Source organism: Rhizobium sp. J15 (assembly GCF_002531825.1).
In the GTDB taxonomy this organism is placed as follows: Bacteria; Pseudomonadota; Alphaproteobacteria; order Rhizobiales; family Rhizobiaceae; genus Rhizobium.
The window spans coordinates 19,886-39,797 of the sequence record NZ_NWSX01000006.1 but is presented as its reverse complement, the minus strand read 5'-3'; the positions used below and the strand labels follow the sequence as shown (position 1 = coordinate 39,797).

Sequence of the window (19,912 nt, the reverse complement as noted above, 5' to 3'; positions counted from 1 at the left end):
TCGCTGATCGTCATCGCCATCTAAAGTTTTCAGGGGATCGCATGGCAGCCATGCGGTCCGGACGCGGGACTTCTTCTGGACATCATCGCCCTCAATGCCGACAATGCGTCCGATTCATTCGGGTGATTGGGAAGGCATGTCATGGCGGAGACGGCAAAGGATTCTACGGCGGAAGCAACCGGCGGCACGCCGGGCTTCATCCACCTGCGGGTCCACTCCGCCTATTCGCTCCTAGAGGGCGCGCTGCCTCTCAAGAAGATCCTCTACAAGGCGACCTGCGACAGCCAACCGGCGATCGCCATCACCGACACCAACAATCTGTTCATCGCGCTGGAATTCTCCCAGAAGGCGATGGACGAGGGCCTGCAGCCGATCATCGGTTGCCAGGTCTCGATCGACATGGAAGACGGGCTGGAAACGGAAAAGCGCGGCGGCCAGCAGGCGCTGGTCAAGTTGCCGTCGATCGTTCTTCTTGCCGCGACGGAGGCCGGTTACGAACGGCTGGTCGATCTCGTCAGCCGCGCCTATCTCGGCGGCGAAGGCAATCAGGCCATCCATGTCCGCGCCTCATGGCTGGAGGAGGCGGGCACCGAGGGGTTGATCGCCCTGACCGCCGCGTTGACCGGACCGGTCGACGCGGCGATTAAGGAAGGCCATGCCGCCCAGGCGGAAGCCCGGCTACTCCTGCTGAAGCGCCTCTTCGGCGACAGGCTCTATGTCGAGCTGCAGCGCCATGGCACCTACGACAAGCGGCATGAGCAGAAGGTCGTCGGGCTTGCCTATGCGCACGACCTGCCGCTGGTGGCGACCAACGAAGCCTTCTTCCCGGCACGCGACGATTACGATGCCCATGATGCGCTGATGGCGGTTGCGCACAATGCAATCGTCTCCGACGACAGCCGCTTTCGTCTGACCCCGGATCATTATCTGAAGAGCCGCGCCGAGATGGCGAAGCTCTTCGCCGACCTGCCGGAAGCGCTGGAAAATACGATCGAGATCGCCAAACGCTGCTCCTTCGTGCTGAAGACGCGCAAGCCGATCCTGCCGCGTTTCACCGGCGCCACCGCCGATGCCGAGGAGGCGGAGCGCGCCGAGGCGAACGAATTGCGACGCCAGGCGGTCGAGGGTCTGGACATGCGGCTTGCCACCCTCGGCATGTCGCCGGGTTACGAGGAGAAGGATTATCGCGAGCGGCTGGAATTCGAGCTCAGCGTCATCGAGCGCATGCGCTTTCCCGGCTACTTCCTCATCGTTGCCGACTTCATCAAATGGGCCAAGCAGCATGACATTCCGGTCGGGCCCGGCCGCGGTTCGGGCGCCGGTTCGCTGGTCGCCTATGCGTTGACGATCACCGACGTCGATCCGCTGCGCTTTTCGCTGCTCTTCGAGCGCTTCCTCAATCCGGAACGCGTTTCGATGCCGGACTTCGACATCGACTTCTGCCAGGACCGCCGCGAAGAGGTGATCCGCTACGTTCAGGCCAAATATGGCCGCGAACAGGTGGCGCAAATCATCACCTTCGGTTCGCTGCAGGCGCGCGCAGCACTCCGCGACGTCGGCCGCGTGCTCGAAATGCCCTACGGCCAGGTCGACAAGATCTGCAAGCTCGTGCCGAACAACCCGGCCAACCCGACGCCGCTCTCCAAGGCGATCGAGGAGGAGCCGAAGCTGCAGGAAGAGGCGGCAAAGGAGCCGGTGGTCGCACGCCTGCTCGACATTGCCCAGAAGATCGAGGGGCTTTACCGCCATGCCTCGACGCATGCTGCCGGCATCGTTATCGGCGACCGGCCGCTTTCCAAGCTCGTGCCGATGTATCGCGATCCGCGCTCCGATATGCCGGTTACTCAGTTCAACATGAAGTGGGTGGAGCAGGCTGGCCTCGTCAAGTTCGACTTCCTCGGACTAAAGACGCTGACGGTCTTGAAGGTTGCGGTCGATTTCGTCGCCAAGCGCGGCATCAATGTCGATCTCGCCTCCATTCCTCTCGATGACAAACCGACCTACGAGATGCTGTCGCGCGGCGAGACGGTCGGCGTGTTCCAGGTGGAAAGTGCGGGCATGCGCAAGGCGCTGATCGGCATGAAGCCGGACTGCATCGAGGACATCATCGCGCTGGTGGCCCTCTATCGCCCCGGCCCGATGGAGAACATCCCGGTTTACAACGCCCGCAAGCATGGCGAGGAAGAGGTGGAATCGATCCACCCGATGATCGACCATCTCCTCAAGGAAACCCAGGGCGTTATCGTCTATCAGGAACAGGTGATGCAGATCGCTCAGGTCCTGTCTGGCTATTCGCTCGGCGAAGCCGATCTTCTGCGCCGCGCCATGGGCAAGAAGATCAAGGCCGAGATGGACCAGCAGCGCGAGCGCTTCGTCGACGGCGCCGTGAAAAATGGAGTGAAGAAGCCGCAGGCCGACGTCATTTTCGATCTGCTGGCGAAATTCGCCAATTACGGCTTCAACAAGTCGCACGCTGCCGCCTACGCTATCGTCTCCTATCAGACAGCCTATATGAAGGCGCATTATCCGGTCGAATTCCTCGCCGCCTCGATGACGCTCGACATGTCCAACACGGAAAAGGTCAATGATTTCCGTCAGGACGCCAAGCGTCTCGGCATCGAGGTGATCGCCCCTTCGGTGCAGACCTCCTTCCGCCATTTCGAGACCGGCGACAACCGCATCTATTATGCGCTTGCTGCCCTCAAGGGCGTCGGCGAATCCGCCGTCGACCATGTCGTCGAGGTGCGGGGCGACAAGCCCTTTGCCAGCATCGAGGATTTCTGCCTGCGCATCGACCCGCGCCAGGTGAACCGCCGCGTGCTCGAAAGCCTGATCTATGCCGGCGCCTTCGATTGCTTCGGCACGGACCGCGCCCATCTGGCGGCCGGCCTCGACCGCATCCTCGGTTACGCCCAGCGCGCTCAGGAAAACAAGCTGAGCGGCCAGTCGGATATTTTCGGCAGCACGCTGACGTCGGGACCGGAGAAGATCTCCCTGCCGCCCTATTCACCCTGGCTGGCTTCGGAGCGGCTGCTCAAGGAATTCCAGGTGCTGGGCTTCTATCTCACGGCCCACCCGCTCGATTCCTATAACAACATCCTGCAGAAGATGCGCGTGCAGACATTCGCCGAGTTTTCGGCCGCCATCAAGCAGGGCGCCACCAATGCGCGCCTTGCCGGAACCGTCATCTCGAAGCAGGAACGCAAGACCCGCACCGGCAACAAGATGGGCATCATCGTCTTTTCGGATTCGTCGGGCCAGTTCGAGGCCGTGCTGTTTTCGGAGATGCTGAACCAGTATCGCGACATACTGGAATCGGGAAAATCCTTCCTGCTGACCGCGACCGGCGAGGAGCGCCCCGAGGGCATCGGCCTGCGCATCCAGACGATCCAGTCGCTGGAAGAAAAATCGCTGCAGATGCAGAAGGCGCTGCGTGTTTATGTCCGAGATTCCGGACCGCTGAAGATGGTTGCCGGCCATCTGAACGCCAAGGGCGACGGCCTCGTTTCCTTCATCGTCATCAAGGAGGAGGGCAAACGCGAGGTCGAGGTGGCGCTGCCGGAGAAATACCGCATCACGCCGGAAATCGCCGCCGCTCTTCGCGCCGCCCCCGGAGTGGTCGACGTCGAGCTTGTCTGATCAGCCCGGGCGCGTCAGCCCCGGGTGATCGTGATGAAATTCGTGCCTTCGCCGGTCTCCGTGCCGAGGCCGGTATCGGAGATCGTCAGCGTCGAGCCCGGCGCGATCAGAGCGTCGATCTTGCGGCGCGTCTCCTCGGGGATCGCGATGCGGCTGAGCGAACGGGCGATCGGGCGGCCCGTGACGATCGAGCTTTCCTGATTGGTGATGCCGAGCCACTTCATCGTCTCGCGGGACAGGTTGTTGGTGAGCGTCACGCCGAGCCATTCCGCCGTGCCGGCCGTCTCGTCGACCGCATGCAGCGTGAAGAAATGCGTGCCGAGTGCCAGGCCGGGATCGGCGATCGTGACCGGGGCTTCGAGGATCGGCTTGAAAGCCCGCCGCACCATGATGACGCCGTTCGGCGGCTCGCCCTTGCCGGCGGCAGCGTAGATGGCCTTGAGCAGCGTGTCGGAGACGAGGCTCCTGTCACCGGCAAATTCCGCCGGCCGCAGCGCCTTGAAGGCCTGGATCGCCTGCACGGTCGTCGGCCCGAGCAGCCCGTCGGGGTCGCCGGCGGAAAAGCCGAGCTGGTTGAGAAGCGCCTGGATGTCGATCACCGTCTCACGCAGCGTCCGGCGCGTGATCAGCATGCTGATCGGCTCGGACGGCGGCTCGGCCTTCGGCGATGCAGCCGGCATCGGTATCGCAGCCGTATCGTTCATCGCCACCTGTACCGGCTTTTGCGGGCTGTCGGGCATTGCGGGCCGCAACTCGACATCGGAAAGCAGCGGCATCGCCGCCGGCGTGTCCGGATGGAAAAGAGTGGGATGGTCGATCGGCTGCGGCGCCAATTCGCCATCGCTGATAATGACGGGGATACCGGTGCCGGTCATGCCATAGAGCATTTTTGCGAAAGCCCCGGGCATGCGCACGCAGCCATGCGAGGCCGGATAGCGCGGCACCGAATTGGATTCGTGCAGCGCGATGCCGGACCATGTCAGCCGCTGCATGAAGGGCATCGGCGCGTTCGAATAGATGTTGGATTCGTGATATTTCTGCTTTTCCAGCACCGAGAAGATGCCGCTTGGCGTCGTGTGGCCGTCCTTGCCGGTCGAGACCTTCGAGGTCGCGACGACCTCGGTGCCGTCATAGACCGCAAGCGACTGCTTGTTCTTCGAGACGAAGATCTGCAGCGTGCGTGCATCCGCGGCAAAAGCCGGGTGCACGAGTGCTGTGGCCGACAGCAAGCCGAGGCCCAGGGCGAGACGCGAGAACATGATACCCAACCATACGCAATACTGGTCCGGCACATTATGGGACGAAGTTTAAGGAAGATTTTATAGGCGCGATCACGCGCTGGTCTCACAACTTCACTTTGTTTTGACGCATATCGCCCGGAGCCGCTACGCATTTCCAGGCGACATGCGGTCAGGGATCGCGCTTGCTGCCGCCGAACGTGTAGCCGGTCTCGACCGTATTCTTTCCGAACTTGTCGCGGAGCTTGTCCATCGCCGCTTCGGCGGCCGCTCTCCGGCCGGATTGACGGTCGATCAGATCGGGCGGGTCGGCGCGGGCGGCATCGCCGAGATCGGTGACGCCGATGCCGAGCAGGCGGAATTTCGTGCCGTCCGTCTCCTTTTCAAGAAGCTCGAGCCCGATGCGGAAGATCCTGTCGGCAAGCTGGGTCGGGTCCTCGAGCTTGCGGTTGCGCGTGCGTATCTTGAAGTCGGCGCTCTTCAGCTTGAGGACAACGGTCTGCCCGGCAATATCGTTTTTCTTCAGCCGCCATGAGACCTTTTCGGAAAGGTTGCGCAGGATCGGCACCAGATCGTCATAACGTGCGATGTCGTCGAAGAAGGTCGTTTCGGCCGAGACGCTCTTTGCCGCATCGTTGAGATGCACCTCGCGGTCGTCAACGCCGCGCGACAGCCGGGCAAGCCGCTGGCCGATGCTGCCGTAGCGGCGCATCAGGTCGTTTTCCTCCATCTGCTGCAACTGGCCGACCGTGCGGATGCCATCCGCCTCCAGCGTCGCCGCAAAGGCCTTGCCGACGCCCCAAATCGTGGTGACGGGGCGTGGCGCCAGGAATTCCACCGCTTCTTCGCGGCCGATGACGGAAAAGCCGCGCGGTTTCTGCAGATCGGAAGCGACCTTGGCGAGGAATTTGCAATAGGAAAGCCCGACCGAAACGGTGATTCCGATCTCTTTTTCGACACGGCGGGCGAATTTGGCAAGCGTGCGCGCCGGTGGATCGTGATGCAGCCTCTCCGTGCCGCCAAGCTCCAAGAAAGCTTCGTCGATCGACAGCGGCTGCACCAGCGGCGTCAGGTCCTGCATCATCGCCCGCACCTGGCGCCCAACCCGGACATATTTCTCCATGTCAGGACGGATGACGATCGCCTCGGGGCATGCCTCCAACGCCTTGAACATCGGCATGGCCGAGCGCACGCCGTGGATGCGGGCGATATAGCAGGCGGTGGAAACAACGCCGCGTTTGCCGCCGCCGACGATGACCGGCTTGTCGGCAAGCTCCGGATTGTCACGTTTTTCGATGGCCGCGTAAAAGGCGTCGCAATCGATATGCGCAAGCGTCAATGCGTAGAGTTCGCGATGGCGCACCAGACGGGGACTGCCGCAGGAAATACAGCGGCGCGCCTCACCCTTCTGCTCGGCAAGGCAGTCGCGACAGAAGCCGGGAGTCTTGTCGGGCGCGGGTGTCATGGTGAGAACAAAGGTTGAACGCCGCGACACTACGCTTTAAACTCCCGAGTCACAAGAGAGGGCTGAGCTTTGCCTTTGGATAACGAATTTCGTTTTGAGCCGGTGACGCCGGAACGTTGGGATGATTTCGAAACCCTCTTCGGTCCGCAGGGCGCGTTCTACAATTGCTGGTGCGTCGCGTTGCGCCTGCCGCATGCGGTGAGGACGAATATGTCGGCCGAGGAGCGCAAGGCGCATATCAAGGAACGGATCGAGACAGGCCCGCCGCCGGGCATTCTCTGTTATGCCGACGGTGCGCCGGTTGCCTGGGTGCAGGTCGGACCGCGTTACGACGTGCCGCAGTTCAATTCGCCGCGCACCGTCTCGCGGCCGCTGGAGGAGGGCGACGCGCATGATCCATCGATCTGGGCCGTCAGTTGTTTCTTCCTGCTGCCGAAACTCCGCGGCAGAGGATTAAGCCATCGGCTGCTCGCCGGCGCGATCGACCATGCGCGGCGCCAGGGCGCACGGCTTATCGAAGCCTGTCCGATCGATCATGTGAAACAATCGAAATCCGTGACGCTCTGCATCGGCTCGACGGCGATCTTCGATGCAGCGGGTTTCGAGACGGTGGCAAGGCGCAAGGATGGCCGTCCGCTCATGCGGCTGGAGCTGCGCGGCTAAACGTGCCGGAAAGGATGTGCGCCTCGATGAGTTCGGCCGCATGCGTCCAGTCGGTGGCCCGGGTGATATCGTCGGCCGCTGCCGGTGCGAAACGATGGACGGGCGAACTCGGCATCAGGTGAATGAGCAGGCAATCGGCGACGTGATCCCTGACGGAGTGCAGATTGCGCGCCATATCATCGATGAAGACGACAGGAAGGGAGCGGCTGGCATGCAATGCGTGAACGATCGGCCCTTTGGGCTGCTCACTGGCAAGCAACGGAAAGAGAAGGCCTATTCTATCGAGCAGTCGTCGGCGCTGATCCTGGAACCGCGGCGGCATCGCCGTCAGGAAAAGAATGTCGGCCTCTTGCGAAAACCGGCCGAGCGTCTCGACGACCCGGTCGAGCGGCGTCTGCCACAATTCCTGCGCTTCGAAAAATTCTTCGATCAGCCGGCTGACATGCTGGTCATCGATCTCCGTGCCATCCGCCACCGAGACGATGTTGCCGTGGAGATGGAACGATCGCGGCAGGAATTCATGACCGAGGCTTTGAATGAAAAGCTGGAAGGGTCCGATGAACTGCAGCACGACATCGTCGACGTCGCAAACGATCAGCGGCCGTTCGCCGAGGCGGATATGCGAGATGTCGAGTTCCGCTACGCCGGTCACCGTCAGTATTCCCCGGAATCGAGGCCGGGCGAAGAAAAATGCCGCCAGGCGGCGGTCACCGCCTCGGGGCTGATGCCGCTCGCCGTGCAGAAGGCCATCGCCGTCGGTTCGTGGTTCATCAGGAAATCCATCAAGCCGGCGAGAAATCCCGGATCGTTGACGGCGCCCCGCACCTGTGCGGGGGCCACACCGGTGAGCGCAAGGAAGCGGCCGAACATCTCGGGATCGTCGGCAAGCCATCCAAGAACGGCGATCGCCGTCTCGTGGGGGTCGGCGGCTTGTTGTTTCGAAGGCTTGAAGTTGCTTTGCATTTCGAGGGGTAAGTTACCTTTTCTTCAACCAAATACCGGTAGCGTGCGCTATCGGTCTCACGGAGCTATTTGTCCGCATGTGCATTTCTCATGGGACGAACGACTGCGCGAACGGACGTAGGGACAGCTTGTCATGCCCAAACAGGTAATGATTGTAGAAGATAACGAGCTCAACATGAAGCTCTTTCGCGACCTGATCGAGGCGTCCGGCTATACCACGATTCAGACGAGAAACGGCATGGAGGCGCTCGATCTGGCGCGCAAACATCGCCCCGACCTCATCCTCATGGATATCCAGCTTCCCGAGGTCTCCGGCCTCGAAGTCACCAAATGGCTGAAGGAAGACGACGAGCTGCATGTGATTCCCGTGGTCGCCGTCACGGCTTTCGCGATGAAGGGCGACGAGGAGCGGATCCGTCAGGGTGGCTGCGAGGCCTATGTTTCCAAGCCGATCTCGGTTCCGAAATTCATCGAGACGATCAAGACCTATCTGGGCGATGCCTGACGCATCGGAAAGACCGTTATGACTGCGCGAATACTGGTGGTTGACGATATTCCGGCCAATGTGAAGCTGCTCGAAGCGCGGCTGCTTGCGGAATATTTCGACGTGATGACGGCAGCCGACGGCTACGAGGCGCTGGCGATCTGCGAGCGCAACCAGGTCGACCTGATCCTGCTCGACATCATGATGCCTGGCATCGACGGTTTCGAAGTCTGCGAGCGGCTGAAGGCCAGCCAGAGAACCGCCCATATTCCCGTCGTCATGGTTACCGCACTCGACCAGCCTGCCGATCGCGTGCGCGGCCTGAAGGCCGGCGCCGATGATTTCCTGACCAAGCCGGTCAACGACCTGCAGCTGATCTCTCGGGTAAAAAGCCTGCTCCGGCTGAAGACTTTGAGCGACGAACTGCGCATCCGCGCCGACACCGCTCATACGATGGGCATGGACGACCTGATGCGGGGAGGCGAGGCCCGCGCCGACGAGGCCGCTCAGGTGCTGCTCGTCGACGGCCGCGCCAATTCGCAGGAGCGCATCGTCAAGGCGCTGAAGCCCGTCGCCGACGTGATTGCCCTTTCCGATCCGCAGGCTGCCCTCTTCGAGGCGGCCGAAAACGCGTTCGATCTCGTCATCGTCAACGCCAATTTCGATGATTACGATCCGCTTCGCCTCTGCTCGCAGCTGCGTTCGCTGGAACGCACGCGCTTTCTGCCGATCCTGATCATCACCGAGCAGGGCGCCGACGAGATGGTCGTCCGCGCGCTCGATCTCGGCGTCAACGACTACATCATCCGCCCGGTCGATCCCAATGAGCTGGTCGCCCGCAGCCTGACGCAGATCCGCCGCAAGCGCTATAACGACCGCCTGCGCAACAGCGTCAAACAGACGATCGAGCTTGCCGTCACCGATCCGCTGACCGGTCTCTACAACAGGCGCTACCTCGATAATCACCTCAACGTGCTCTTCAACCGTTCGATGGCGCGTGGCCGGCCGCTCTCGGTGCTGATCACCGATATCGACCGCTTCAAGCAGGTGAACGACACCTATGGCCATGATGGCGGCGATGAGGTGCTGCGGGAGTTCGCAAATCGGGTGCGCTCCACCATTCGTGGCGCCGATCTCGCCTGCCGCTATGGCGGCGAGGAATTCGTCGTCGTGATGCCGGACACTTCGCCGGAAATCGCCGCTGCCGTCGCCGAGCGCCTGCGCGCGGCGGTCGAAAGCGCGCCTTTCCTGCTGAAACACTCCGGTCAGGCGCTGAACGTCACCGCTTCCTTCGGCATATCCTCACGTATCGCAGCCGTCCTGACCCCCGATCAGCTGATGAAGCAGGCGGATCTGGCTCTCTACGAGGCTAAAAACACGGGCCGCAATCGCGTGGTCGCCGCAGCCGCCTGACGAATCATTTGCCGCGCTAGCCGCGCTTTACGGGTTTTCCACTGCGGTAAGCAAATTGTTACCGATTTTTAATCCCGGCCGGGCGCAGGCGGGGCGAAAATTTTGCAACTCAATAGCCCAAAAATGGACAGCCCGCATTGCTGTGATGTGCTGGCGCGCGATAGTCTTGAAACCCTCAGCGCATCGCGTCTGATGAATTGGAAACTATAAAAATTAGCGGGTGCCAACAAGGCTAAATAGAGTGCCGGGGTGTCACCTCACGTAAGGGGAGCGGGGGCGTAAGTTATTATCTTATATTGCCGAATTTCTTCGGGAACGTGAGCGTTGCGCTCTAAAGTCAAGCAGAGCCAATGATTCTTTGTATGTCCCAAAACTGAACTTTTAACCATAGAATCAGACTCAGATTTTTTACCATTAAGAATTTGTTGATTTTCTTTCATTTTTGCGCAAATTATCGGCTCATAAGAGAAGCGCTCCCGTAGAGGAGTTGTCGATACCCCATGATGCTCAGGTCCGCCGCATCTCCTGGGTCGTGGGGTCGGTCGGCTAGTAGGCAAGCTATAACGGTTCCTCGTGCCGTTTTGCATGCTGGCCGACCCCCTTTCAAGAAAACGCCGTCACTTCCCGAAGATGGAAGGGCGGCGTTTTTCTGTTTGCGCTGTCATCTCTCAAAGAGGGCCGATTCCGGCAATAAAAAACGCGCGACCCGTGGGCGCGCGCTTTTTCGAAATCCCAGATATCAAGCGATTACTTGATCTTGGTTTCCTTGAACTCGACGTGCTTCTTAGCAATCGGGTCGTACTTCGTCTTCGTCATCTTGTCCGTCATCGTACGGCTGTTCTTCGTCGTGACGTAGAAGAAACCGGTGTCGGCTGTCGACAGCAGCTTGATCTTGATTGTTGTAGCCTTGGCCATGGTCGTCCTGCCTTTAAGAAAATGAAAGCCGTGGAAGCCGGATGGGCTCCACGGCAAATTCTGGCGCGAAACTACGAATCCCGCCCGAAAAGTCAAGTCCGTTTTCGAATGAACATCAATCTGATGCCGGAAAGTAGCGCGTAGAAGCCGAAGAAGGCGGCGATTGCCCAGGCAAAACCGTTATTTCCTGCGACATCGATCGCCGCGCCGATCGCTTGCGGCCCGGCCACGGTTCCCATCGCATAACAGAAGACGAATGCGGCATTGGCCGCCGCAAGATCGGAGCCCGTCAGCCGCGAGCCGAGATGGCTGAGGCCGACCGTATAGAGGCCGGAGACACAGCCGCCCCAGAAGAGCAGGAGCCCGGCCATCAGCAGCCAGTTGTCGATCAGTACCGGCAACATCATCGAGCCGATGAAACCCATCAGCGCCATGCCGGCCAGAAGCGGCCGCTTGTCGCCGATGCGGTCGGAGAGCAGGCCGAGCGGAATCTGGAAGATGACGTTGCCGACGCCCATCATCGTCAGCAGCAGCGCCGCTTGCGATTCGGTGAAGTGGGCGCGCACGGCAAAGATCGGGAAAAGCGATAGTCCGCCCGCTTCGACCGCACCGAAGATGAAGACGGCCGCCGTCGCCGTCGGCACGAGAAATACGTAGCGCATGAAATGCAGCTCCGGTTTTTCCTCGAGTATCGGGCTTTCGTCGCGGGCGATGAAGATCGGAATGGCGGCAAGCAGGATTGCGCCGGCGCCGATCAGGAAGGGGAAGATGCCGTCGCTGCCGAGTAGCGAAAAGAGCAGCGGTCCGGCCGCAAAACCTAGGGAGAGCACCGTCGCATAAATGCCGAGCACGAAGCCGCGCTTGGAAGGCGGCGAGGCGGCGTTGATCCAGAATTCGGAGAGGATGAACAGGGTCGTCGTGGCGCCGTGGAAGGCGAAGCGCAGCGGAAACCACATCCAGAAATCCTGGGCGTAATAGAAGCCGAGCGCACTCAGCGCCGAAATCAGCACGGCCCACAGCATCGTCGGGGCAACGCCGTATTTGTGGGCGAGCTTAGTGGTGACGGGGGCTGCGGCCATCGCCGCGATCCCTGCCATCGCGGTGTTGAGCCCGATCAGGGTGGACGAGATGCCGCGTTTTTCGAGGATGATGCTGAGGAGGGGCAGTCCGAGGCCGATTGCTATGCCGACGGCTGAGATGGACGAGATGGCTGCCACCAGAGAAGGCCAATGGATTTCTTCGAGATCGCCTGGTGTGCCGTTTCTCGGCTGAGACATTTATCCATCCTTAGAAAGCTGCGCGAGCGAATCGACCTCTCGCCGCACATAGAAAGGCACAGACGTGCCAAATCCAGGTGACGAGCAGCGTTTCGCAGTATTTCCGATGTGATCTGCGGAATGTAAAGCCTGTTCAGACAAGAAAAGCTTACCATGTCAAGTCGTTGCGGATTATCGACTGCCGCATATCGGTGGTGGTCGGTGGAGGGCTGCCACTACACGCTAAATATGTCTGGAAGGTGAAGGCGCTCAATCCGGCCGGCGGGGAAGGTCGTAGTCGTCGGGACTGTCGCTCTCTCCGCCGAAGCCATGCATGCGCAGCGCCCATTGCAGACCGATGACACCGCCCTTGATCGGCTGGATCGAGGCAAGCGCGGTGATGACGGTGATCGGCGCCCAGATGGCAAGATGCACCCATACCGGCAGCAGGAAAGTCATGTCGGTCAGCATATAGCCGCCGACCACGACGTGGCCGAGGACGAGGATGACGATATAAGGCGGCAGGTCGTCGGAGCGATGGTGATGCATCGCCTCGCCACAGGCGGCACAATGATCGACAGGCTTCAGGAAGGCGCGAAAGAGCTTGCCGTTGCCGCAGGCCGGGCAGCGGTTCATCAGCCCGCGCATGATGGAACGCCCAAGCAGACGCTCGGCCTCGGGCCTATCCCCGTAGCGGACGACCGGATCGGTCGGTGTGCTCATCGCGTCTTCCTCTTTCAGGCTAAAAGCATCGGTCGTCATCGAACCATCGCTGCTTTCGGCACGATGCCTCAGCGGCGCCCGCGCGGTGGCCGCGTTCCCGGCTTCTTGCGAACCTGGCCCCTCTCGCGGCGGCCGGCCTTATGGAAGGAACGCACCGCCGCCGGCATCTCGCGCCCCTCGCTCAGCATTTCGAAGCGCAGCGCGCCGGCCAGCGGAATTGCCTCGGCAAGCTTCACGGTGACGCTGTCACCGAGACGATAGCCGAGCCCGGTCTTTTCACCGGACAGTGCCTGATGCGCCTCGTCATAGATGAAATAGTCGGTGCCGAGCGTAGATATAGGGACGAAACCGTCGGCCCCATAGTCCGGCAAGGAGATAAAGAGCCCCGATTTCGTTACCCCGGAGACACGGCCGGCAAACTCTTCGCCGACGCGGGTGCTGAGGTGGTGGGCGATCAGCCGGTCGATGGTCTCGCGCTCGGCCGCCATGGCGCGACGCTCGAAGGTCGAGATTTCGGCGGCGATATCGTCGAGCGTGGCTTCTTCCTCGGGGGTGATGCCGCCTTCGCCGAAGCCCAGCGAGCCGACGAGCGCGCGGTGCACGATGAGGTCGGCATAGCGGCGGATCGGCGAGGTGAAGTGTGCATACTTCATCAGGTTCAGGCCGAAATGGCCGATATTCTCAGGGCTGTAGATCGCCTGGCTCTGCGAGCGCAGCACCATCTCGTTGACCATCGTCTGGTGCGCCGTGCCTTCCGCCTTCGCCAGAATGCCGTTGAAGCTGTTGGCGCGCACGTTGCCGCCCTTGGCGAGCGAGATGCCGAGGGTCGCCAGGAATTCGCGCAGGACTTCCTGCTTGGCAAGCGTCGGGCCGTCATGGATGCGATAGACCAGCGGCTGGCGCTTCTTTTCCAGCGTCTCGGCGGCGGCGACATTCGCCTGGATCATCATCTCTTCGATCAGCTTGTGCGCATCGAGCCGCGGCGGCATGAAGACCCGGTCGACGGTGCCATCGGGCTTCAGCAGGATCTTGCGCTCCGGCATGTCGAGTTCCAGCGGCTGGCGCCGGTCGCGTCCGCGCTTCATCACCTCATAGGCGTGCCAGAGCGGCTTCAGGATCGGCTCGAGCATCGGTCCGGTCTTGTCGTCGGGATTGCCGTCGATTGCCGCCTGCGCCTGCTGATAGGAAAGCTTGGCCGCGCTCTTCATCATGACGCGATGGAAGGTGTGGCCGATCTTGCGGCCTTCTCCAGAGAAACTCATGCGCACGGCAAGCGCCGGGCGATCGACGCCTTCCTTCAGCGAGCAGAGATCGTTGGAGATGCGCTCCGGCAGCATCGGCACGACGCGATCCGGGAAATAGACGGAATTGCCGCGCTTCAGCGCCTCGCGATCGAGCGGCGAATTGGGGCGGACATACCAGGAGACGTCAGCAATGGCGATGGTAACGATGACGCCGCCGGGATTGTCGGGCGAGGGGTCGAGCTCGGCGTAGACGGCGTCGTCATGGTCCTTGGCGTCGGCCGGATCGATGGTGATCAGCGGCACGTCGCGCCAGTCCTCGCGATGCGACATCGTGGCGGGCTTTGCGGCTTCCGCCTCGGCGATCGCTGCCGGCGGGAAGACATGCGGGATGCCATGCGCATGGATGGCGATCATCGAGATCGCCTTTTCCGAGCCGACGGAGCCGACCACGGAAAGAACCTTGGCGCGCGGCAGGCCGAAGCGGCCGAGGCGGGCGATTTCGATCTCGACCAGATCGCCGTCCTTGGCGCCGCCGGTATAGTCCGGATCTATCACCATCTCCTCGCCGCGCCGCTCGATCGGCAGCAACCGGCCGCCGCCGCCCGGCGCACTGCGGAAAACACCCATCGAGGCGCCGCGGCGCTTGTCGATCACCTTGATAATGCGCGCCGTATAGGCCGGCCCGCCGCGATCGACGGCCGGGAAGATCTTTGCGAGGATGCGGTCGCCGAGGCCGGCGACGGGCGCCTTGCCCTTGCCCTGGCGGCCCGCAGGCGATTGCTGGCGAATGGCGACGGCAGGCGCCACGCCCTGGTCTTCCGGCCATTCCGCCGGCCGGCCGATCAGATCGCCGTCCTTGTCGCGCGTCGTGATGTCGAGAACGGTCACTGGCGGAAGCGCGCCCGGACGGATCAGCGACTTGCGGCTCTTCTGCAGCATTCCTTCCTGCTCGAGCTCCTGCAGCATGTGCTTCAGCTCGACGCGGCTGTCGCCCTTCAGGCCGAAAGCCTTGGCGAGTTCGCGCTTCGAAGCCTTCTGCGGATGATCGGCGATGAAGCGCAGGATTACATCGCGCGAAGGCAGCGCGCCGTGGACGATGTTCAGCGGCTCGACGGCGGAGGCATCCTTGCCGGCGCGGCCGATCTTGCCCGGGCGCTTGCCCGCAGGGTTCGTTCTCTCGCGCGGTGTCCTGCTCACGTCAGCTCTTTTTCGATTTTGCGGGCGCTTTCGCCTTCGTTGTCTTCGGCTTGGCCGCCGTCTTGGCGGTCTTGGCCTCGGCGACCGCAGCCTTCGGCTTGGCTTTGGCTTTGGCAGTCTTCGCCGCAGGTGCCTTGCCGGCCTTCTCGGCGATCAACGCAAGCGCCTCCTCGACGGTGATCGCCTGCGGATCCTTGCCCTTCGGCAGGGTCGCATTGACCTTGCCCCAATTGACATAGGGGCCGTATTTGCCGTCGCGAACGGTGATGGCGCCGCCATCAGGATGGTCGCCGAGCGTCTTCAGCGCTGCCGGCGTGCCGCGCGCGCCGCGGCCCGGCGCCTTGTTCGCCTTTTCGGCGATGACGGTGACCGCGCGATTGAGGCCGACCGAGAACACGTCCTCGACGGTCTCCAGATTGGCATAGGAGCCGTCATGCAGCAGGAACGGTCCGTAGCGGCCGATGCCTGAGGAGATCATCTTGCCGGTCTCGGGATGCTTGCCGATATCACGCGGCAGCGAGATCAGCGCCATCGCCTTCTCGTAATCGATGTCCTCGGGCTTCCAGCCTTTCGGCAGCGAAGCGCGCTTGGCCTCCTTGCCGTCTCCGCGCTGGATATAGGGGCCGAAGCGGCCGGAGCGCAGCGTCAGCTCCTCACCGGTCGTCGGATCGACGCCGAGGTTCTTCGGCTCGTTGAGCGCCACGCTTTCGGCTTCCCCGCCGTTCTCGGAGGAAAGCTGGCGGGTGTAATTGCATTCCGGATAGTTCGAGCAGCCGACGAAGGCACCGTATTTGCCGAGCTTCAGCGACAGGTTGCCGGTGCCGCAGACCTGACAGATTCTGGGATCGCTGCCATCCTCCCGCTTCGGGAAGACCAGCGGCGCCAGCGCCTCGTTCAGCGAATCGAGCACGTTGGTGACGCGCAGTTCCTTGGTGTCCTCGATCTGCGCGAAGAAATCCTTCCAGAAATCGCGCAGCACCTGCTTCCAGTTCAGCTCACCGGCGGAGATCCGGTCGAGCTTCTCCTCGAGATCGGCGGTGAAATCATATTCGACATATTTGGTGAAGAAGCTTTCGAGGAAAGCGGTCACCAGCCGGCCCTTGGCCTGCGGGATCAGCTTGCGCTTGTCGATCGTCACATAGTCGCGGTCGCGCAGTGTCGCGAGCGTCGCAGCATAGGTGGAGGGGCGGCCGATGCCGAGTTCTTCCATCTTCTTGATCAGCGAGGCTTCCGAATAGCGCGGCGGCGGTTCGGTGAAATGCTGCGTCGAATTGATCTTCTGCTTGGCGAGCGTCTCGCGCGCATTGATCTCCGGCAAGCGGCCATCCTCGTCGCCGTCGTCGCTCTGCTCGCCGTCTTCCTTCTGGTCGGTATAGGCGGCGATGAAGCCGTCGAAGCGGATGACCGAACCGACGGCGCGAAGGCCGGCCTTCTCCCCCTTGTTGTCGGCAATGATTTCAGCCGTGGTGCGCTCGATCTCGGCCGAGGCCATCTGGCTGGCGATGCCGCGCTTCCAGATCAGATCATAGAGACGGATCTGGTCGGCATCCAGGAACTTGCGCACACGGTCCGGCGACCGGTTGAAGTCGGTCGGACGAATGGCCTCGTGCGCTTCCTGAGCGTTTTTCGCCTTGGTGGAATAGAAGCGGGCCTTCTCAGGCAGGTAGCGGTCGCCGAACTGCTCGCCGATGGCGCGGCGCGCGGCATCGATTGCTTCCGGCGCCATCTGCACGCCATCCGTACGCATATAGGTGATGAGACCAACAGTCTCGCCGCCGATATCGACGCCCTCATAAAGCTTCTGCGCGATCTGCATGGTACGCGATGCCGAGAAGCCGAGCTTGGACGAGGCAGCCTGCTGCAGCGTGGAAGTCGTAAACGGCGGTGCCGGGTTGCGCTTGACAGGCTTCGCCTCGACGCTTTCTACGACATAGCTTGCGCCTTCAAGCAGAGCCTTCAGCTTGCCGGCTTCCTCGCCGTTGCCGATCGCCCGCGGCGGCAGCCGCTTGCCGTTCGCGGAGACCAGCCTTGCCTCGAACTCGTCGCCGCGCGGTGTCTTCAAGAGCGCTGAAATGTTCCAGTATTCTTCCGAAATGAAGCGCTCGATCTCCGACTCGCGGTCGCAGACCAGACGAAGCGCCACCGACTGGACGCGACCGGCAGAACGCGCGCCGGGCAGCTTGCGCCACAGGACCGGCGAAAGATTGAAGCCGACCAGATAGTCGAGTGCGCGGCGCGCGAGATAGGCATCGACCAGCGGCACGTCGATATCGCGCGGGTCGGCCATTGCGTCGAGCACGGCCTTCTTGGTGATCGCGTTGAAGACGACCCGCTTGACGGATTTGCCGTTCAGCACGCGCTTCTTGTTCAGCATGTCGAGGACGTGCCAGGAGATCGCTTCGCCTTCGCGATCCGGGTCGGTCGCGAGAAATAGGCCGTCGGAGGATTTCACCGCGTCGGCAATGTCCTTCATCCGCTTGGCCGACGCCCCGTCGACCTCCCAGAGCATTTCGAAGTCCTGATCGGGAAGAACTGAGCCATCCTTGGCAGGCAGATCGCGCACATGACCGAAGGAAGCGAGCACTTTGTATCCCGAACCCAGATACTTGTTGATCGTCTTGGCCTTGGCAGGCGATTCCACCACTACAACATTCATGATGATTCTCTAAAAAAGACGCCGCGCCAGCGTGGAAGCCAGCGCAACACGCAGCGCAACTTGGATACTGGCCCTCCGACATGGACAGGGAAATCGCTGCGGTCAAGGGGTTTGCTACAATTTTACCTCTTGCGTACGGTGCAATCGAGGGAAGATTGTGGGGTGAATACAATTTCAAGTGGCAATACTATCGGATTCGACGCGCGGCTACTGCAGTTCGCAAAGCCACTCGCTGATATCGCGCAAGGCTCAATCGGAAAGCGAGACCAGACCGCCCTGATGTCGATGCAGCCTGCCTGATATGTCGAGTTCAAGAAGAATGAGATAGATGGCGGATGCCGAAAGGCCGGTATGGCGGATGACGTCGTCGACCTCGACGGGCGTCGGTCCGAGTGCGTCGATGATACGGCTGCGGTCGGAATCGCCGGGCGGCACGATCATCGCCTTGCCGTCACGCGCCGGTTCCTCCGCCATCGAGGACGGGAAAAGATCGAATTGCGCAAGCGGCGCCAGGGCCTCGACGACATCGGCGGGCGTGGTAACGATCGAAGCCCCGTCCTTCAGCAGGCCGTTGGTGCCGTGACAGCGCGGATCGAGCGGTGAGCCTGGCACGGCAAACACCAGCCGCCCGAACTCTCCTGCAAGCCGCGCGGTGATCAGCGAACCCGAACGCTCTGCCGCTTCGATGACCACGAGGCCGAGCGCGATGCCGGCGATCAGCCGGTTCCGGCGCGGAAAGTCGCGGGCGCGGGGCTCCCAGCCGAAGGGCATCTCGCTGACGGCCAGGCCGTTGCCGCCCGTTATCTCCTCGAGCAGGCCGATATTCTCGGGCGGGTAGGGCTGGTCGAGACCGCCGGCAAGGGCTGCGATCGTGCCTGTCTCCAGGCTGGCCCGATGCGCCGCCGTGTCGATGCCGCGCGCCAGGCCGGAAACGACGGTATAACCCGCCCGGCCGCAGTCGCGCGCCACCATGGCCGCGAATTTGGCGCCGGCGATCGAGGCGTTGCGTGAACCGACGATGCCGACAGCCGGTCGCCTGGCGGCGGCAAGCGTGCCTTTCACGGCAAGCAGCGGTGGCGCGCCGTCGATCTGCTTCAGCGCTTGCGGATAATCCGGTTCGCCGATGCCGACGAAGCGGGCGCCGCAGCGATGCGCCGCCTCCAGTTCCCGATGCGCCTCGGCCTCGGTGGCGATGCGGATTGCCCGTGTGGCGCCGCCGCGCGCCGAAAGCTCGGGCAGCGCCGCGAGCGCGGCCTCGGCCGAACCGAAATGATTGATGAGGTCGCGAAAGGTCGCCGGGCCGATGTTGTCGGAGCGGATGAGACGCAGCCAGGCAATTCTCTGCCGTTCGGTCAGCACAACGCCTTTGGGTGCCGCGCTCAGCGCATCCATTATCCCTTCGCCCCGATCTTGCTTTCCGTCCCAGCCATCAGGCGGGAAATATTCGCCTTGTGCTTCCAATAGGAGATGAGCGTCATGATCGCCATGACAGCCGCAACCTTTTCGCTTTCAGCTATACCCAGCTGGTTGCCGAGGATCCAAAGCGCGATCGGGATGACGAGCATGGCGACCAGCGCCGACAGAGAGGAGTAGCGGGTGGTGAAGGCGATTGCCAGCCAGACGGCTGCGAAGAGCACGACCATGATCGGCGCAATGCCGAGCAGGGTGCCGATATAGGTAGCGACGCCCTTGCCGCCCTTGAAGCCGATCCAGACCGGGAAGAGATGGCCGATGAAGGCGAAGAAGCCGGCGATGATGGCGGCTTCCTCACCGAGGAAATAACCGACGATCCAGGCTGCGGCCGATGCCTTCAGGGCGTCGAGCAGCAGTGTCGCCGCGGCGAGCTTCCGGTTCCCGGTTCGCAGAACATTGGTCGCGCCGATATTGCCGGAGCCGATGCTGCGCACATCGCCGAGGCCGGCGGCGCGCGTAAGGATCAGGCCGAAAGGAATGGAACCGAAGAGATAGCCGATGGCGGCGGCGGCAAACGCGATCGGCAATGTGATCTGCCATGACATGAGATTGGATAGCATATGTCCTCTCAGCCCTCCGTGGC

At 62.1% G+C, this 19,912-nt stretch carries 15 protein-coding genes; 4 read left to right on the top strand and 11 right to left on the bottom strand.

The window, feature by feature from the left end; all coding sequences use genetic code 11:
- The first annotated feature begins 141 nt into the window (after window positions 1-141).
- Window positions 142-3,639 (top strand): DNA polymerase III subunit alpha, encoded by a 3,498-nt coding sequence (dnaE, locus tag CO670_RS06635; protein ID WP_097589533.1) that lies wholly within the window; start codon window positions 142-144, stop codon window positions 3,637-3,639.
- Window positions 3,640-3,653: 14 nt separating this feature from the next.
- Here the strand turns inward: dnaE and CO670_RS06630 are convergent, their stop codons facing one another.
- Both CO670_RS06630 and CO670_RS06625 read right to left on the bottom strand, forming a co-directional pair.
- Complete coding sequence (locus CO670_RS06630) at window positions 3,654-4,898, bottom strand: L,D-transpeptidase family protein (RefSeq protein WP_097589532.1); 1,245 nt, start codon at window positions 4,896-4,898, stop codon at window positions 3,654-3,656.
- A gap of 151 nt (window positions 4,899-5,049) precedes the next feature.
- On the bottom strand, window positions 5,050-6,342 hold the full coding sequence (locus tag CO670_RS06625) for a DNA polymerase IV (protein WP_097589719.1): 1,293 nt from the start codon (window positions 6,340-6,342) through the stop codon (window positions 5,050-5,052).
- 75 nt (window positions 6,343-6,417) lie between these two features.
- Between CO670_RS06625 and CO670_RS06620 the strand changes: the two genes are divergently transcribed.
- Window positions 6,418-7,005, top strand: coding sequence for a GNAT family N-acetyltransferase (locus CO670_RS06620; RefSeq protein ID WP_097589531.1), 588 nt, complete (start codon window positions 6,418-6,420; stop codon window positions 7,003-7,005).
- Here the strand turns inward: CO670_RS06620 and CO670_RS06615 are convergent.
- Window positions 6,980-7,657 carry a hypothetical protein gene (locus CO670_RS06615; RefSeq protein ID WP_097589530.1) on the bottom strand — a complete coding sequence of 226 codons (678 nt, stop codon included), beginning with the start codon at window positions 7,655-7,657 and terminating at the stop codon, window positions 6,980-6,982. The two genes, CO670_RS06620 and CO670_RS06615, sit on opposite strands and share 26 nt — an antisense overlap.
- Before the next feature lie 2 nt (window positions 7,658-7,659).
- Window positions 7,660-7,968: a DUF3572 domain-containing protein gene (locus tag CO670_RS06610; RefSeq protein WP_097589529.1), complete on the bottom strand. Its 309-nt coding sequence runs from the start codon at window positions 7,966-7,968 to the stop codon at window positions 7,660-7,662.
- Between the two features lie 133 nt (window positions 7,969-8,101).
- Between CO670_RS06610 and CO670_RS06605 the strand changes: the two genes are divergently transcribed.
- Both CO670_RS06605 and CO670_RS06600 read left to right on the top strand, forming a co-directional pair.
- Window positions 8,102-8,473 (top strand): response regulator, encoded by a 372-nt coding sequence (locus tag CO670_RS06605; RefSeq protein WP_097589528.1) that lies wholly within the window; start codon window positions 8,102-8,104, stop codon window positions 8,471-8,473.
- An 18-nt stretch (window positions 8,474-8,491) separates the two neighbouring features.
- Window positions 8,492-9,865 carry a PleD family two-component system response regulator gene (locus tag CO670_RS06600; protein WP_097589527.1) on the top strand — a complete coding sequence of 458 codons (1,374 nt, stop codon included), beginning with the start codon at window positions 8,492-8,494 and terminating at the stop codon, window positions 9,863-9,865.
- A gap of 747 nt (window positions 9,866-10,612) precedes the next feature.
- Here the strand turns inward: CO670_RS06600 and rpmG are convergent.
- The 7 genes from rpmG to plsY all read right to left on the bottom strand — a co-directional run bounded on the left by rpmG (window position 10,613) and on the right by plsY (window position 19,889).
- Entirely contained in the window at window positions 10,613-10,780 is a 168-nt protein-coding gene (gene rpmG / locus CO670_RS06595; RefSeq protein WP_003587245.1) for a 50S ribosomal protein L33, read from the bottom strand.
- 92 nt (window positions 10,781-10,872) lie between these two features.
- Window positions 10,873-12,057 carry an MFS transporter gene (locus CO670_RS06590; protein ID WP_097589526.1) on the bottom strand — a complete coding sequence of 395 codons (1,185 nt, stop codon included), beginning with the start codon at window positions 12,055-12,057 and terminating at the stop codon, window positions 10,873-10,875.
- 249 nt (window positions 12,058-12,306) lie between these two features.
- Window positions 12,307-12,759, bottom strand: coding sequence for a DUF983 domain-containing protein (locus tag CO670_RS06585; protein WP_097589525.1), 453 nt, complete (start codon window positions 12,757-12,759; stop codon window positions 12,307-12,309).
- A 68-nt stretch (window positions 12,760-12,827) separates the two neighbouring features.
- The gene (gene rnr / locus CO670_RS06580) at window positions 12,828-15,200 is read right to left on the bottom strand and encodes a ribonuclease R (RefSeq protein WP_097589524.1); all 2,373 of its coding nucleotides are present in this window, start codon (window positions 15,198-15,200) and stop codon (window positions 12,828-12,830) included.
- Between the two features lies 1 nt (window position 15,201).
- Window positions 15,202-17,856: a type I DNA topoisomerase gene (gene topA / locus CO670_RS06575; RefSeq protein WP_097589523.1), complete on the bottom strand. Its 2,655-nt coding sequence runs from the start codon at window positions 17,854-17,856 to the stop codon at window positions 15,202-15,204.
- Window positions 17,857-18,105: 249 nt separating this feature from the next.
- Complete coding sequence (gene dprA, locus CO670_RS06570) at window positions 18,106-19,248, bottom strand: DNA-processing protein DprA (protein WP_097589522.1); 1,143 nt, start codon at window positions 19,246-19,248, stop codon at window positions 18,106-18,108.
- Window positions 19,248-19,889: a glycerol-3-phosphate 1-O-acyltransferase PlsY gene (gene plsY / locus CO670_RS06565; RefSeq protein ID WP_097589521.1), complete on the bottom strand. Its 642-nt coding sequence runs from the start codon at window positions 19,887-19,889 to the stop codon at window positions 19,248-19,250. The genes dprA and plsY overlap by 1 nt, the downstream gene beginning before the upstream one ends.
- Window positions 19,890-19,912 lie beyond the last annotated feature (23 nt).